Source organism: Natrinema halophilum, assembly GCF_013402815.2.
Classification (GTDB): Archaea; Halobacteriota; Halobacteria; order Halobacteriales; family Natrialbaceae; genus Natrinema; species Natrinema halophilum.
Map to the genome: position 1 here is coordinate 590,268 of NZ_CP058601.1, position 14,448 is coordinate 604,715.

17 protein-coding genes and 1 pseudogene are annotated in these 14,448 nt (G+C 50.9%); 5 read left to right on the forward strand and 13 right to left on the reverse strand.

What is annotated here, in order from left to right:
• Nucleotides 1–2: 2 nt before the first annotated feature.
• The 6 genes from HYG82_RS23575 to HYG82_RS23600 form a co-directional block, all read right to left on the reverse strand.
• Nucleotides 3–494, reverse strand: coding sequence for a hypothetical protein (locus tag HYG82_RS23575; RefSeq protein ID WP_218834202.1), 492 nt, complete (start codon nt 492–494; stop codon nt 3–5).
• A 506-nt stretch (nt 495–1,000) separates the two neighbouring features.
• Nucleotides 1,001–1,849 carry a DUF8008 family protein gene (locus tag HYG82_RS23580; protein ID WP_179259577.1) on the reverse strand — a complete coding sequence of 283 codons (849 nt, stop codon included), beginning with the start codon at nt 1,847–1,849 and terminating at the stop codon, nt 1,001–1,003.
• Nucleotides 1,850–2,053: 204 nt separating this feature from the next.
• Nucleotides 2,054–2,452 (reverse strand): DUF8112 family protein, encoded by a 399-nt coding sequence (locus HYG82_RS23585; RefSeq protein WP_179259578.1) that lies wholly within the window; start codon nt 2,450–2,452, stop codon nt 2,054–2,056.
• Nucleotides 2,449–2,637 (reverse strand): hypothetical protein, encoded by a 189-nt coding sequence (locus HYG82_RS23590; protein ID WP_179259579.1) that lies wholly within the window; start codon nt 2,635–2,637, stop codon nt 2,449–2,451. Before HYG82_RS23590 ends, HYG82_RS23585 begins: the two co-directional genes overlap by 4 nt.
• Nucleotides 2,634–2,810: a hypothetical protein gene (locus HYG82_RS23595; protein WP_179259580.1), complete on the reverse strand. Its 177-nt coding sequence runs from the start codon at nt 2,808–2,810 to the stop codon at nt 2,634–2,636. The genes HYG82_RS23590 and HYG82_RS23595 overlap by 4 nt, the downstream gene beginning before the upstream one ends.
• A gap of 2 nt (nt 2,811–2,812) precedes the next feature.
• On the reverse strand, nt 2,813–3,196 hold the full coding sequence (locus HYG82_RS23600; RefSeq protein ID WP_179259581.1) for a hypothetical protein: 384 nt from the start codon (nt 3,194–3,196) through the stop codon (nt 2,813–2,815).
• Between the two features lie 186 nt (nt 3,197–3,382).
• Here HYG82_RS23600 and HYG82_RS23605 point away from each other — a divergent pair, with 186 nt between their 5' ends.
• A complete protein-coding gene (locus HYG82_RS23605) occupies nt 3,383–3,661 on the forward strand; it encodes a MarR family transcriptional regulator (protein WP_179259582.1) in 279 nt (92 codons plus the stop codon).
• Nucleotides 3,662–4,436: 775 nt separating this feature from the next.
• On the opposite strand, the gene HYG82_RS23610 is transcribed toward HYG82_RS23605, so the two are convergent.
• The 7 genes from HYG82_RS23610 to HYG82_RS23635 all read right to left on the reverse strand — a co-directional run bounded on the left by HYG82_RS23610 (nt 4,437) and on the right by HYG82_RS23635 (nt 9,856).
• Nucleotides 4,437–5,555, reverse strand: a complete 1,119-nt coding sequence (locus HYG82_RS23610; protein ID WP_179259583.1) for a hypothetical protein — start codon at nt 5,553–5,555, stop codon at nt 4,437–4,439.
• A gap of 3 nt (nt 5,556–5,558) precedes the next feature.
• Nucleotides 5,559–6,656: a hypothetical protein gene (locus HYG82_RS23615; protein WP_179259584.1), complete on the reverse strand. Its 1,098-nt coding sequence runs from the start codon at nt 6,654–6,656 to the stop codon at nt 5,559–5,561.
• Nucleotides 6,657–6,876: 220 nt separating this feature from the next.
• The gene (locus tag HYG82_RS23620; RefSeq protein ID WP_179259585.1) at nt 6,877–7,842 is read right to left on the reverse strand and encodes a Kiwa anti-phage protein KwaB-like domain-containing protein; all 966 of its coding nucleotides are present in this window, start codon (nt 7,840–7,842) and stop codon (nt 6,877–6,879) included.
• 36 nt (nt 7,843–7,878) lie between these two features.
• Nucleotides 7,879–8,427, reverse strand: a complete 549-nt coding sequence (locus HYG82_RS23625; RefSeq protein ID WP_179259586.1) for a hypothetical protein — start codon at nt 8,425–8,427, stop codon at nt 7,879–7,881.
• A 465-nt stretch (nt 8,428–8,892) separates the two neighbouring features.
• Nucleotides 8,893–9,057 (reverse strand): DUF8156 family protein, encoded by a 165-nt coding sequence (locus tag HYG82_RS23630; protein WP_235217805.1) that lies wholly within the window; start codon nt 9,055–9,057, stop codon nt 8,893–8,895.
• A complete protein-coding gene (locus HYG82_RS44810; protein ID WP_484549566.1) occupies nt 9,023–9,139 on the reverse strand; it encodes a DUF8156 family protein in 117 nt (38 codons plus the stop codon). The genes HYG82_RS23630 and HYG82_RS44810 overlap by 35 nt, the downstream gene beginning before the upstream one ends.
• Entirely contained in the window at nt 9,140–9,856 is a 717-nt protein-coding gene (locus tag HYG82_RS23635) for a hypothetical protein (RefSeq protein ID WP_179259587.1), read from the reverse strand. It abuts the gene before it with no gap.
• A gap of 1,256 nt (nt 9,857–11,112) precedes the next feature.
• Between HYG82_RS23635 and HYG82_RS23645 the strand changes: the two genes are divergently transcribed.
• From HYG82_RS23645 to HYG82_RS23660, 4 genes and pseudogenes are all read left to right on the forward strand, one after another.
• The gene (locus HYG82_RS23645) at nt 11,113–11,259 is read left to right on the forward strand and encodes a hypothetical protein (RefSeq protein WP_179259588.1); all 147 of its coding nucleotides are present in this window, start codon (nt 11,113–11,115) and stop codon (nt 11,257–11,259) included.
• 263 nt (nt 11,260–11,522) lie between these two features.
• Nucleotides 11,523–11,667: pseudogene (locus HYG82_RS23650) on the forward strand (IS630 family transposase); the annotation flags it as partial.
• Between the two features lie 177 nt (nt 11,668–11,844).
• The gene (locus tag HYG82_RS23655) at nt 11,845–13,590 is read left to right on the forward strand and encodes a sulfatase-like hydrolase/transferase (protein ID WP_179259589.1); all 1,746 of its coding nucleotides are present in this window, start codon (nt 11,845–11,847) and stop codon (nt 13,588–13,590) included.
• Between the two features lie 35 nt (nt 13,591–13,625).
• Nucleotides 13,626–14,438, forward strand: coding sequence for a class I SAM-dependent methyltransferase (locus HYG82_RS23660; protein ID WP_179259590.1), 813 nt, complete (start codon nt 13,626–13,628; stop codon nt 14,436–14,438).
• Nucleotides 14,439–14,448 lie beyond the last annotated feature (10 nt).

A 14,448-nucleotide genomic window follows, 5' to 3' on the forward strand; every position in this document is an offset into this window, starting at 1 on the left:
CTCTACTGTGAGAAGCTATCCTTGAATTTTATTCCTGGTCCATCTTCTCGATGTTTCACGACAACGTTCTCAGGTAGCATAGAATCAAATGAGATAGTTGCCTTATATGGAACAACCGCAGTTTCAGTTGTACAGACGCCTGCTGACTCATCCCTATCATCAAAAACTATCACGGTAAGAGTATCACTTTCTTCATCGTAACATGCCGACTCAAGGACCGTCTTCTTACAGGACCGGCCCCCGCTTTTCAATCGACCTTCGATGATGATTTGAAATTCCTCAGATATAAAGTGAACATTTACAGCGTGTTGGAATCTCTTCTCAAAATCTATCTTAGTTGATTTGGGGGGTTCCTCGGAGTCTACAAGCGCGAATTGAAAGTCTGTAATCGGCTGAGTGAAACAGTTTTTGTCGGCTGGTGAACCAGTCGCCATGCATCCAGCGAGAGTGGTGAAACCCGCACCTGATAACCCGAGGAACGTTCGCCGGTCCATATCTCATAAACGGTTGCTATAGATTAAAATCATAGAATTGTTCAAAGAACCATTTCACCTTCTGCACCGAGCATTTCAAACAATTTCTCTGGTTCTATCTGTCTTCTAAGATCACAGACTGGTTAGTACGTCACTGAAATTTCGTGTTGCATCAGAGCTTGCACTCCGAATATTGAGGTGAGGTATATATAGATCGTGTATTCAGCAAGATCCACCTACCAATACTGTATCGGAAAGACTATTCAGCGATATCAGCAGTGTCTGCGCTCTCAAAGCATATGCTAGAGCACGTAGGCTCGAGAAGTTCTCGGACAAGGTTTTCCGAGAGACACCTGATGTCCTCGGGGAACACTCCAACCCCCGTCTCGAGTTCGGACCGACGACGACCGAGCGAGCGAGAGACCCACAAGTAACGAGACCACACGTACAACCGCGATCGCGGTGAATTACTCGTTTCGTAGACCTGAATGAGCCCGGTGGGCGGTGGTCCCTCCCTGTGGCCAGGCCTATCTGTGGACGCCAGCTGTCTTCGGTGAATCAGCGGATTCGGCAGTCTCGCCAGGAACCGACGTATCCGTCTTCAACAACACCCGGCGTTCGGTGTACGGCAGTCCGTTCTTGCGTTCGGTCTGCTTGCGGATCGCCAGGCGATTCTTCGACAGTTCGAGCAAGGCGTCGATCGTCCTCGAGACGAGCTTCTTCGCGTAGGCGTCGCTGACACTCGTTTCCTGCCGTCGGATCCAGTGTTTCATGTTGCTGGCTTTGACGTACTCGCGGACGTCCTTGCAGCCCTCCCGCCACGGATCGTCGCCGACGCTTGGGTCGCTCCGAGCCTTCCAGAGTTTCGCGGCGAGTCGTGACGGCAAGGAGTTTGTCGACGACCGGAGCATATCGTCGTCCATCTGTGCGAGTTGCTGAATCGGGAGCAGATCGCCGTGAGACAGCGTGACCGATCCACCCCGGTCGAGTGGATCATCGGAGTCGGGAATCCGCATGTACGTATCGTCCTCTTTGGTGAATTGCTCGAGGTGATCGACTCCACTTGCAAGCGCGTCGGGGTCGATGTGCTCGGCGAGGAGATGCGCGCCTTTCTCGAGTTCTCTCGTTTGTAGCTCTGCAATGCGGTCTTTGTTCGTGCCGGCTTTCTTCAGGGCGGCCTGCGCGACGGCTTCCAACCGAGTGTTCTCTTCCTCGAGAGTCTCGATCTGCTCTTGTTGTGCTTCGATTTGGTCGCTCTGCTCGGCGACGGTCTCTCGAAGGGATTGGTTCTCGCTCTCGAGATCGTCGATACGAGCCTCGAGCTGTTGGAGGTGGTCTCTGATCGATGCGTCACTGTCGGAATTGTTGGGTGTCATCGAGGGAATGGGGAAAGTCGAAGATCGTTCGCCAGAACGGAGCTCGAACTCGGCAACAGACCGGTGATCACGGCGCTGTCGCTATCGCGACGGGGACTGTGCCCGTCGCGAGTGCAAGGCGATTGCTGGCAACGTGGCCACTGGAGACTGGCCGTTCGTGAAGGGAGCACCGTTCAGGGAGGCTATCCGAGGGTGTGGTGCTCGTCAGGCAGTGGCCACGACTGTCGGATCGACGAGGGTCGTCCAGTGTGTCTGACCCGCCATCGCGAGTCCGAGGTCGGCCTCGAGGATGACATCGTCTCGGCCGTGGGCAGTCCCAGTTAGCTCCGTTGGAGCGCAGCCAACACAGTAGACGGCTGCGATCGTGTAGGTCAGCTCGTCTGAGTACCGGCAGGCTCGAGCGCTTATTGGACGGCCTTCATGGAGGCGACCTCCGCAGTCGTAGCAGGGGACAGTCTCGCCTGCCGTGATCCGTGCACCCTCAAACTGCTGCTCGAGGAGACAGGGATGGTGGGTCCCGGTCGACGTCGTCTGTGGTTGGCCATCGGGTGACTCAAGAGCGTCGTCACAGACAGACGCCAGCCAGAGGGGGGAGTCTGTCATCGGTCGTCCTCCGTGGAGTAGGAGTCGTCTGCTTCGATTCGCTTGTACACCTCGATCGTCTCCTCGATGTTGCGGATTGCCGGCTCGAGCGACAGCGGCTCGATTATCTCGCCGTCGAGAATCCACACGTCCGCGAGGACTTCCTCGAGACGGACACGGACCGGGTGTTCTGGTCCGTTGGTCATGCTTCGACCTCCTGGTTCGCTCTAGCGAGGGTGTCGGTCGTTGTGGGAGTAGAGTCGTGGGACTCTGGACCAGCGACCGCCTTCGCTTCCGCGAGGAGTTTCAGTTGGCGCTCTGCTTCCCGCTCGAGTTGCTCACTGCGGAGGCTTTGGTGTCGGTCCCTGGCGACCGACATGCTCAGAGTTCCTCCTCAAGGATGTCCTGTGCCTGGTCAGCTGCGGAGACAGGGCGGTCGGCCCAGCCGCCACACTCCTGGTCGATGAACGCGATCCAGCGCTGGAGGTCCTCGCCACCTTCGCCCATCGGTCCGAGTTCGATGGCTTCGGTGTGCAGGATCGGCCCCTCGAGTGAGAATACCGGAACGGCGCCTGAGTCGTCGCGGTTGGCTCTGGAGTCCGTGACGACGATGCGCTCGAGTTTTCGGTCGACGTGGTGGTGTCGGCCTTCGTTGTCCTCGCCGACGTAGCCGTCGTTCCACGAGCGACGCTCGAAGGCTGGGTTGTTGGGCAGTGCCTGTCCATCAGTCGAAACGGTTTCATCCGTTGGGTGTTGTACGCTCATACGCTGGTTGCTCCAGCACAGGAGGTCGGTGCTCCAACACCGGCCTCAGAGATTTTCCGAGGCGTCCTGTGCTCAGTTACTACTCTATTTGCCAGACTATTAAGCGTTACTTTGTAACGTACAATAGAGGAGACAACAGAAAATACAATAGCTTCGACAGCGATAGGTACATTTGAGGGGATTGCTATGCAAGGATACAAACGATTCAACGTGGCGAACAAGAACTTCGATCCGTCGAAACAACAGCGCCAGGTCCTCGATGTTTTCTGTGACGAGTATCAGGTAAATCCGCGGCGCATTCGTGATATTACCGATCTCGAGCGCCAACGCGTGAACGACGCACTTACTGCGCTCGAGAACGCCGGCTGGGTCGAAAAACGTGCTCGTGGCCTGTACCGATTATTGTACGATGGCGAGTGCTACGTTGAACAGGTCATCCGCTGCGAGGAGAATGCCAATGAATAGGCTGCAGTATGCCGACGGCGGCTCTCTTTTTGAGTGACCTGCTAGCTACTATCGGAGCGACTCAGACGGCCATGAACCCTATCTCGGAAACCCCTCTGTCAGCCATATGCAGGCATTCAAGAGCGTCGCCGAGGAACTCGGAACGGAGTTTACTGAGGGAGATCAACTCTTCCTCGATCGGGTGAAAGAAGACGCACTTTAAAAAGAGCGCCTGCGCCAGTCGGCGACGGTCAACTCTGAGGACAATATTGCCCTCGAGTTCGATAGCATGCTAACCAAGCAATTCATCGACCGCCGAGACCAGAACTAGGTGCACTTCCAGAAGGTCATGGACAACGACAAGGTCTAGGACATCATCACCGAAAGACGGTCTACGAAGCGAGTCAGGAAACCAAGGCTTGATCATCGCCTCTTTCAAAAAATTCACTCTCGCCTCGTTTGTTTGCACGCTCTTGTGCTCCGTTTCCTAACAGATGAAAACCCACTCGACGATATAGTCCTAAAGAACGAGTACAAAGGACCCGCGAAAATCGGCGCGTCCTCGTCGAAACCCGACTCACCGTTCGTAGTCCCGGGCGGGGCTGACATCCGAGTTTTGCATCTTCAGTAGCCACTTGGAGGAAGATCATTTGAATGTCATCTTTGATCATCTCGTAATCGTCTTCGCGGAGATGGCTAATATTCTCGTGATCAAGATCGTTGCAAAGGTCAACAATTGTTCCTTCGTTAGAGTATTTGATCTGTAGCGCCTCAAGCAGGGATACCTGACTGGTAGTTACTCCTCGTCTCCATCATCGGGGACTCCAAGACCATACTTCGACAGCTGGCTCTGCTTGCCGATCTCAGCAGCCACACGGTCCTCGCATTCCTCTCGCAACTCATCTTTCTTACCCTCGATCCGCCAATCAATCCATTTGTCCTCAAGAACCTGCTCTAGGTCATCTTTGGCCGTATAATTTGACACAATCTTGAATCCCGCACGGTCGTCCTCCCACTCCGACAAGAAATTAATGTTCTCACCACCCTCTATCAAATCGTTCACGATCTCTTCGACCCGTTCTTCGGTATAGTTCAACGAACTCTCCGCAACATACTCCCTGATGTCCTCACGGTCAACGCATGGATGGCGCCCCTCGACACGACGTGCCTGCACAACAACACGGAGCCGATCGACGATAATTGACGTCGGTAAGACATCCGCCTGCCCGAAACTCGTCGTTACACGGTCCAGTTCGCCGTTCAACGACGAAATATCGTGGGTATGGCGTCTCTCCAACTCTTCGAGCATTGCGTCTGGCTGTTCAGCTTCCAGATTATCCGGGAATGCCGTCGGCCTCGCATGACGAACCCACAGCGTGTCCGAATGCGCGTCAACAACCCACGTGATGAACTCCGCGCCTTCTTCAATGATCTCCTTTGCAATTTTGTCGCCGTGATTGACGTACGTCGCTACCACGAACTCCATGTGGTTAATCTCGCTTCCAAGGTACTCCTCCTCGATGTAGTCCTGATGGTCCTCCGCGATCTCTTTGCGGTCTTCGAGCTGATTCACTACCTTTGTAGCGTTGTCCGGAATCGAGGACTTTGCTTCCCCGAATATAACGCTCCCATCAAGATTCCAGAGCAAGAAATCGAAGTTCGGAACCCCGAGTTCCTCGAGCGGTTCTGCTTTGAGGAATTTGTATCCAGCAGGATCGTCCTGAGCAAACGGGAAAATGGAATAGCTAATTAGCTTCCGGTGGTTGCGCTGTATATCGATCTCTTCGCGTAAGTCCTCGCGCTTGGATGTTTCTGGAAACTCTTGGAGCTTATGATGGACGCACTTGCCGTATAGCCCGCGAAATTTTGTTTCTTGACCCTCTGGAACCGAATTAGGAGGGTCAACGTTCGTCATATATTATGCGGCCTGGTGAGACTCATAAAGTTTCATTCTCGCCCCACCATCCAACATTTGAATCACGGCCAAGTAGAACTCAACAAGCGAAGGGAACGAACAGTCGTGCTTTGGAACGATCCTCATCGACTCTTCGGTGGCACTGACGTTGAAGAGGGACCCTCTGTTCTCGTCGGTGACTTGGGCCGAAAAATCGAGAGAGCCTGCTTGCTTTGTTACGTCCGTAAAGCTGAAGTTCAAATCGTTACTGATCTTCGTTCCTCTGATGAAATTCTCGGCCTGCATCAACGTGACTTGCTGATCAAAATGGATTTCACCAGAACTCACCTCCGGCACCTGGATTTTCAAGTTTCCCGGCATCACCTCTCGCTTCTCGAATTTAATACTGTTTGCAACATCGAGAAGCTCGAGAACATTCACAACAACTTCGCTCAAGAGTTCGAACAAAATGTTGAAACTCTCTTGGTTGATGGTCTCCAAGGTGAATTTACCGGATGTATCGATCCTGATTGAGACGTTCTCGTGTTCGTATTGAATACGAGTCGGGACTACACCGTATTCCTCACGGAATTCGTTGAGGCGTTCTCGCCCGTCGATACCCTTATATTCAATCTCTCTGTCGACGTCAGGTCGGGTCCGAGCATCCGCCAAGCTAGGGACTCGTTTGGATTTGAATTCGGATATCCGCATATCATCATAGCTACTGAGGACGATTTCGTTCATGGTCTGGAAGTCCTCAGTCATGATCGGCATTGGGGAGAGGCAGTCACTGTGTTGAGAAATAGGTAACAGCGCTTGTCGGATCGCCTCTTCAGTTTCCGCAGTGACGACCATCTGGAGATCGTCTTTGTATTCTCCAACGTAGAACTCGGCGGGTTGCTCAGCGCCCTTCCTATTCCGGTATTCGCCGACGAACTTCGTTATTTGACCGAGGTCCTCGGTCTGGTAGTGTCTGTCGAGGTAGTCTCTCCAGCCGTCGTCGGAGAGATAAAGGTACGATTTGATGCGTTGGCCATGGTACCCTGATAGGACGGTTTCAGGCGAGTCTATGATGACTCGGCAGAATTCCTTTAGGTTGTATTCTCCTTCGGGTATGTCCATAGGGTACCTCCGGCGCAGTTACTGGTTGAATATGAGACAGCCGGGTGTATATTAGTTCCCCATTTGGGGTGAAAGTAGAATTCACGCCTCTTACGGTTTGGTGGGCGTGTTTCTGGTGTTTTCCGAAGTCTGTTCTCCTTATAGCCAGCATCCTCACGTTTGATCCGAGTCGGCAGTGACTTCTGGTAGTCATTCGCGTCTTTGGAGATCTCAAACAGAGTCAACGCTGTTCTTTACCATATACCTGGAAACGTGACGAATCCACTGGAGACACGAGATGATCGTTATTGAATAGTCGAATCACGTCCCAGACGCGATGGCCATCCGGAATCATGATCCCTTCTTCGCCATTGCCGTTCTCTTTGATCTCTAACTCCAAATCGAACTCATCGATAAGTGCTTTCGCTTGGTCCATGTCGAGTTCTGATGTGATGCCTGACTGAGACACTTCGTACAATTTCCGCATTTTTGTACGATGACTATACACTCGATCCCGGAACTCACCCATGTTGTGAATCAGAACATCACTGTCTTTGATGGTCCTGAACGTCTCTACAGCCGTAGTTTCGAGTTCCTCAACCCAGTCAAACGTATCCTCGAAGCTCCGCTGTTTGAAAATAAAGAACTGGCCGTCAAAGTATATCGCATCGATCTTCTGAGGGAGCGAGACTAATTCACCCTCATCTATTTTATTGTATTCTTGCCCCTGAAGCATCATCCACCCTTTCCGGGTCATTTTGATGACTTGGCGGTTCGTGTACTTCCGGAACGCAATCAACTTCTTCTCGTCGCCATTTTTCAATCGAATCGCTTGGAAGTCAGGACGAGGTTCCTCGTAAGACGACTCAGGGAACACTTTCTGTGTAACCAGTGATTCCATTGAGTCATACATTGGAAAATCGTCTCGGTCACAGTATTGGACGGGTGCCGGGTCGCGATTGATGTTCGAGAGACAGTATTCCTCAAGTTCCTTTTTCCCGTCCTGATACTCCTTGATTCGGTGTTTTAAATGGCGTTTTACTAGGTCCTGAACATCATTTGCAATCGTCTGATTGATCGGGACTTCCCCAAATTTGAATTCGAGACCGTCATCCGAGTCCTGTTCGCGGGCGACGATAATGTCTCGAGTCAACCCATGCCCCATCGCAAAAGTTCTCGCATCCTCCAGATCAGTAATGTCAGTCATGAGTCTCCTCTTTCTTACTAGGAGACCTCAGTTCAGTTACCTATTTCTTACGGTGATATACACCCGATTACTTAATTCAACCGTTGTGACATTATCATGCTCAAGATTGATGTCTCGATCGGCAACCAGCATGTTGGTCCCACGACTGCCGTCCTCTATTTCGTAGATGTCGTATCCCATTGCAGCTAGTACAGGGTTGACATGCAGGTGAGTGGAGCGAATCTGAATCGCGGCTAGCACTAAGAAGAACAGGGCAAATATCACCCAGCTCTCCCACATAGTGTAGTTGAGGTTAACGAACGGGAAGATGTATGCGATGAGGTAACTAGTGAGGAGATCATGGCGACTCTTGTAGGATTCAATGTCGCGGAATTTCGGTTCTTTCTGCTTGCGAATAGTGATTGCTTCTCGGAGGATAATTCCAGAAGCGAGTGTGATGAGGAGGAATAGAAGTGAAACCCACGGGAGTGGGACACCGTAAACTGGGTATGTAACATCGTGGGCTTTCACCGCCATGGCAATCCAGAGGGGAATGTAGGAACTCAGGAAGAGACCTACCTTGACCCACCCACGATAGTCCGCCATACTTGTTCCTTGTAGATGCAGAGAAATGGCCTTTTCCCAATCAGTTGATGATGGATATCGATTCTTTCGATCGTCCGTTTTTTCGAGTGGGCCTAATACACCCTTATGTGTTCTCGGTCCATTCTTCAAAAGAGCCTAGCATTGATTATACCGGCTTTCGTGCCTCCATTAGGCTCAGTCTAGTGAACTCGAATCCGCCACAGACTCCAGTGTAGGACCTCTTGATATATGATTGGGACACGCGTTTCTTCCCTATCAGCAGCACTATTCTCTTTCTGTTCCTCTGGTTCGCTTGTGTGGCTTGTCACTCGCCACATCTTGTATTTTGAACGCACATACGAGGGGGCATAGAACGGAGTTTGTCTCTTTGAGGCGCTGCCAGAATTTCCAAAGGCAGGGTTCCCACACGTGGTCCGCGTTTCTCGAAATACACTCGCGAACGTCTTGGTCAACATCATCGATCATCTACTCCTCGAGACACTCTTCCAACCCCTGAATCCGACACTCCTGAGCTAACAGCACCGACATCAGAAACGGCTCCATCACCCCCATCTCATTCTGGAGCCCAGCCGCATCCGCGAACTGCCGTGCCCCGTCAAACAACTGGTCGAATTCCTCCTGATACTGCACACGAAGCGCCCCGCCGAAACGGCTGCCAGTCCTCCTCGAGCCGATGCAACTGGTCGCGATAGGTGGGGTTCGTCTTCCCCATTTAGGCCACCTCCCGGATTGATCCCGCAGTGATCGGCGTCGGATACGCCGGCTCACGCGCCGCGAGTATCTCCTTCCAGAACGCGAGTGTCGTCTGGACCATCCCGTTCCCAACCGGATACACCAACGACTCGAACTCCCCACCGATGAATCGAGCACCCTCGTCGGTCTCGAGACACTGGATCCGCTCGTCGGCGAGGTTGTCGATCGGCGCTGTAAACTCATCATCGCGAGCCTTCGAGACCAGCACCGGACACTCATACTGCCGAGCCGCAGCAGCCAGTCGGGCGAGGGCAGACACGACCGTTCGCTCTGATTCGTCCTCGTCGAGATCGTCGTCCCGATAGAGGCCATCCACCGCCGGCACCACGATCAGGCCGACGTCGTCTCGATCGACGCTCGCAAACACACCGTAGTCGGGATCCTCGAGCAATCGCTCGCACAATGTGTAGTGCTGGTACGCAGTGAATGTACGAGCGATCTGGATCTTCTTCAGGACACGCCGACTCGGTGCGACGTCTGCAAGCGGCGCGGTCTGTGCGTGGCCATGCGTGTCGATCCACCACGCCGTTCCCGGCCGCTCGAGGAGGAGATGGTCGACGACGAGTGCGTGGAACGCACCTCGTGAGGATGATTTCAGGACCGTGACACCTTCCTCGAGAGTTGGAAGGTTGGGAATCTGGTCAATCGACGGTACGACGTCTGTATTCCCACCCATACTCGTATTGGTCTGTCTCGGATGTTAACTGTTCGAGGGTGGGTTCCAATTTTCCGAAAGCTATATTGTGAACAATATCTATTTGTAGTAATGCATGTTCTTCTAATCATACAAACAAAATCATATACAGCGATTTTAGTTGGTCATGTCCAGTAATAGTTAGAAATACTTGCAAATTGGCCAACAAGTTGATGCTGTTTGCACCTCTTCGGTAAGATGGCGAGGCGCCGATTCGGTCGTTGCCCGACAGAATCAGGCACTCCGAGACATACACCACCTCGCCGCGACGAGATCAAGATGCCGTGAAGGCATCGCCAAACTACCACCTGATCTCAAGCCCCACCTGACACATCTAGGGGGATGTGCATCCGATGCCGGACCCCTCCGGCATTTATCTGGAATTTTTGTACAGAGCCACAGGTGACGAAGGTGATACACCTCACTATTGTATTGGAAGAGATGGGAACTCGAAACGAACTTCAGGCAACGGAGACACAGTTGGCCAATAGATTGATGATTCACACCCGTTAAGTCGCAGACGGCGGGGGGATTGAGTCGACTCTCATACAATCGACTCCAAGACATTCAGACCTCGCCGCCCCCGAGATCGTTCCACCGTGAAGTCAATTGCCACATTGTCACCCGATCTCGGACTCGCCCCATTAGTACACCACCTACCAGGGGGACCCAACGCCGGCCCCTGCCGGCGTTTCAAATACGACAGTTCGTATCCAAAGCCGCGGCCAATAGCGGCGATGTCTTTCGATAATCGACAGGATGACCTCTTGATCGCTGTCGCACTGACTGAGTTCAGCGTACACTACGCAGTTGCTGATCCGGTGCGATCCCAATGGGCGTGGCAGTTGGCTGCCGATCGATTCGTTGAGCAGGACGTCCGGCTGGAGGAAGTCATCGACGAACTTGAGGTAGAAAACGGAAATTTGTCAGTATTAGCGTAGCCATCACCTGCCGTACCGTCACTGTATTCACTCGTCGGGCTGCCGTATTTGGATAAATAAAAGACCAGGAGTTACGAGTCATTTTCCAGTATATTGCCACTCACGAGGGGGAGCAGCTTCCTAACAGAAAGTCATAATCGATGGAAGTGGTGGACCTCACGATACTTAGAGACTGAACACGAGTTAGTCAAAGAATCCGGCTGGGGATATCAACTCACTGAGCGAGGAGAATTAGTTGATCAGGTACTATGGAATCTTGAGAAACAACCACTGCTCGAAATGGTAGGACAGGGTCGGATGAGCACTGCCGAGGCGGCTCTGCAGTTATTGCCACATCACGTCGGGGCAGATCGCTGGGATGCCTGGGAAGATTTTAACTACTCGGGAACCGCGATGGCTGACGCCAACTGCGGGTACGGCTTACTGACTCCCGAACTGTTGTAGAAACCCACGGACCGGGTACGTCGTCACGGATGAACTTCTGCCATACTGAGGATAACATTTCATCGGACTCCAGCCAAGAAGGGTTATATGGCGACGTCAGAGATGTCCCTGTCAGATGCCCTTTTAGAGGAGATTTGATGATGCTGCTACAAGAAAACAGCTCATAGCCGCAATCAACTGCTTCCACTTCAGCAATGATTCGCTAGATATCCTGGCTACAGCGTCTTTCGGTCGAATCTTGCAGTTCAGAGCTGAAGCGGCACTACAAGCAGATGGACGTTCTCACGGATACAGAAGTTCCAGAGTTCGGGTTCTCAAGCAGTTTAACCTCGAAATGGTTTAACCGGCTTGAAAGGATAGTCAACTATCCGTTTGAATAGATACCACAAACCACGACAAGGTAGACCACCGTGAGTTTCTTTCAGTAGCTTTATTAATCCAAAGTGCAGACTCAAAACTATCCAACTAATTCATGACTCCATTTATTGTATCGTCGTCAATGTGTTCCGATAGACTACCGCAAGGCGACCATGCTATTCGAACGCTGGAAAAGTAATCAATATTAAGAGTTCTTTACTACAATAAATGGACATAAAACTGGGTAAAGACACGAGTGTTCTATTCATAACAGTTGATGCTGCCCGCGCCGACGTTATGGGCAACAATTCAGGTAGCCCTTCTCCAACGCCGTTCATCAATAATTTATTTGAAAATAACTTCACTCTGGATTCCTGTTTTAGTACCGGATACCCGACTCAGTTTGCATTACCTGGTTTGATCACATCGACTCTACCGCTTGATTATGGTGGATACGACAAAGGTATTTACACACGGCCTTCATCGATATCGGAACCATTCGAGCAACACGGAATGGATACTATCGCGTTTGTGAATGGATTTGCACCAAATTCTCTTTTTGGGTACGACCGAGGATTCCAGCGGTTTCACCACTTCAATAGTTTAGCGTCGATCCTGGGTAGCTTTATGAATATTTATACAAAATATTATGCAGAGAGGGAGTTCTCCAGTTCCAAATCTAGTGGTTTCTCTTCATATAAGGAATTCGTCAAACGTTTTTTTCCATTCCTTCGAAAATGGTGTGAAAAGAGAAAGAGAGAAACAGACGAAGGTGATGGAAAATTACCGTTTCTTTCACCAAGGTTGCACGACATCAATTGGGAGAGGGCCATTTCAGTAATTGAAGCGGCTATAGAAGAATACGAGGAAAAACAGGACCAGTTTGTTCGTGATTTGATCAAGGACTATCCAGAGATCGATGCTATTGAATCATTGCGAGATGCAGAGAATTGGAACGGTATTGACCTCGCGTTTTCGAGGATACGGCGTCTGGAATTCCAAGCTCTCAAGATGATAGGTGGGACGAATCCGTACTTCGTTTCGGTAGCCAAGAATGAAGGTTTGAAACCAAGTTTAAAAGAGATCAAATCTTGGGCAGAAGCGCCACTAATATCACCTGGTAGTTCCTCATGTGGGTATATTTTTGCAAACCTTTTTAATTATATACAAGATACGGAGAATTCCTTCTTCGCATGGACTCACCTCATTGACGCTCATTCTAATAATTATTTCTCATGGGAGATCAGCGACAGTTCATGTCCATTTCCTCATATGTCTAATACATTGGAAAGAGAGTTGTTATCACATCTTCGTTATATGCGATCCATGCGACCGTGGCAATTAAATGGCTCTCCAAAATACGATTTAGGTCTCCGTACTATTGATTTGAATCTAGAAAATTTCCTGAACAGGGTGTACGAGTCAATGGACAATCCTCCTCTAGTAGTTATTACAGCTGATCACGGTCATGAAGTGTTACCATCCCGGTCTGGCCATCATGCAACTCATTTCTATGACGAGTTATTGCATATTCCGGTTGCTTTCGTTCATCCCTCAATGCCGTCCGAATCGTTCGAAGGTTTGTGTTCTTCGATGGATATTGCCCCGACGCTTTTCGACATACTAGGATTCAATATCCCATCGGGCTTTCAAGGAACTCCAGTATCACAGTTATCAAAAAAGGGACGTGAATACATCATTGCAGAAGATTATGGTAGAGGTCCGATTGATCCAGTCAAGAAGTCACCAAACGTGTGTATTCGCTCTGCTGAACGCAAGATTGTTTATTCTCCAACCGAGTCAAGTGACCTTGATACCGAGATAAAATCTGCTTACAATCTTGATTCAGATCCAATGGAGCTAGAATCTATAGATATTGATGATATCAATAAACGGTTTGACATCTTGGTGGATCGTGCTCGGACCCGTTGTAAGGAGATTGAGGAGTCAATCGCAACTCGTCACGAGTTATGATTACATTTAAAAAAATGTAAAGCAGTATTGGAGTCATGCAGAAAGTCTACCGGTACAATAAAAACGAATCGTACTGGGAAGATAGATGGGAAAACGCCGGTGTAGACAAGCAAACGTTTGATCGGCTCGATTTTTATCCAATAAAATACGCAAAGATGGTTATTGACGACCTCTCACCGTCGTCGGAAATCCTTGAGGCTGGCTGTGGTCCCGGTCGTCTCTACTTCCATTTCGACGAGAGGGGGTACGACATGACTGGCGTCGACTTTAGTTCCACTGCGATCGATCACATACGGGAGATAGATCCCGATGCAGATGTCGAAGTAGCCGACGTTCGCGATCTCCCGTTTCCAGACGAATCGTTCGATGCTGTGCTAGCTTTTGGGCTCTTTCATAATTTCGGTGATCCCCAGGACCTCGCGGCGGCCTTCTCCGAAACCGCTCGAGTTCTGAAACCGGGTGGTCGCATCGTGCTCTCTGTTCGATGTGACAGTCTGGAGAACCACCTCATCGAGTACATAACAGCGTGGAAATCCGAGCAACGTGGTGAAAAAGAGTTTCACAAGCTCCACTTCACTAGAAACGATGTCGAGTTTTATATAACGAGCACCGGGTTAACCCTGAAAGATGTAGAATTCGCCCGAAACGTGTCCTTCCTGTTTAAATTCGATTCGCTGCGTGCGCCGCACATGCGGGGCGAGAGCTTTGACGAGTCCGTGGCCCGAGCGAGCGGATTCCAACTTTTCGAAATTGGGGACGCGATTGACACGACCCTCCATACCCTCTTTCCGAAGCAGTTCTCTAACGAACTTGTCGCGTTCGCACAGAAACCCGAGACCGAGGGGTAATCCCCGACGT

What these genes read in the sequence shown, in the direction of transcription:
- HYG82_RS23660 (WP_179259590.1), top strand. Translation starts at nt 13,626, where the DNA reads ATGCAGAAAGTCTACCGGTACAATAAAAACGAATCGTACTGGGAAGAT.
- HYG82_RS23590 (WP_179259579.1), bottom strand. Translation starts at nt 2,637, where the DNA reads ATGACCAACGGACCAGAACACCCGGTCCGTGTCCGTCTCGAGGAAGTC.
- HYG82_RS23605 (WP_179259582.1), top strand. Translation starts at nt 3,383, where the DNA reads ATGCAAGGATACAAACGATTCAACGTGGCGAACAAGAACTTCGATCCG.
- HYG82_RS23600 (WP_179259581.1), bottom strand. Translation starts at nt 3,196, where the DNA reads ATGAGCGTACAACACCCAACGGATGAAACCGTTTCGACTGATGGACAG.
- HYG82_RS23595 (WP_179259580.1), bottom strand. Translation starts at nt 2,810, where the DNA reads ATGTCGGTCGCCAGGGACCGACACCAAAGCCTCCGCAGTGAGCAACTC.
- HYG82_RS23575 (WP_218834202.1), bottom strand. Translation starts at nt 494, where the DNA reads ATGGACCGGCGAACGTTCCTCGGGTTATCAGGTGCGGGTTTCACCACT.
- HYG82_RS23635 (WP_179259587.1), bottom strand. Translation starts at nt 9,856, where the DNA reads ATGGGTGGGAATACAGACGTCGTACCGTCGATTGACCAGATTCCCAAC.
- HYG82_RS23610 (WP_179259583.1), bottom strand. Translation starts at nt 5,555, where the DNA reads ATGACGAACGTTGACCCTCCTAATTCGGTTCCAGAGGGTCAAGAAACA.
- HYG82_RS23580 (WP_179259577.1), bottom strand. Translation starts at nt 1,849, where the DNA reads ATGACACCCAACAATTCCGACAGTGACGCATCGATCAGAGACCACCTC.
- HYG82_RS23645 (WP_179259588.1), top strand. Translation starts at nt 11,113, where the DNA reads ATGAGCACTGCCGAGGCGGCTCTGCAGTTATTGCCACATCACGTCGGG.
- HYG82_RS23620 (WP_179259585.1), bottom strand. Translation starts at nt 7,842, where the DNA reads ATGACTGACATTACTGATCTGGAGGATGCGAGAACTTTTGCGATGGGG.
- HYG82_RS44810 (WP_484549566.1), bottom strand. Translation starts at nt 9,139, where the DNA reads ATGGGGAAGACGAACCCCACCTATCGCGACCAGTTGCATCGGCTCGAG.
- HYG82_RS23615 (WP_179259584.1), bottom strand. Translation starts at nt 6,656, where the DNA reads ATGGACATACCCGAAGGAGAATACAACCTAAAGGAATTCTGCCGAGTC.
- HYG82_RS23625 (WP_179259586.1), bottom strand. Translation starts at nt 8,427, where the DNA reads ATGGCGGACTATCGTGGGTGGGTCAAGGTAGGTCTCTTCCTGAGTTCC.
- HYG82_RS23655 (WP_179259589.1), top strand. Translation starts at nt 11,845, where the DNA reads ATGGACATAAAACTGGGTAAAGACACGAGTGTTCTATTCATAACAGTT.
- HYG82_RS23585 (WP_179259578.1), bottom strand. Translation starts at nt 2,452, where the DNA reads ATGACAGACTCCCCCCTCTGGCTGGCGTCTGTCTGTGACGACGCTCTT.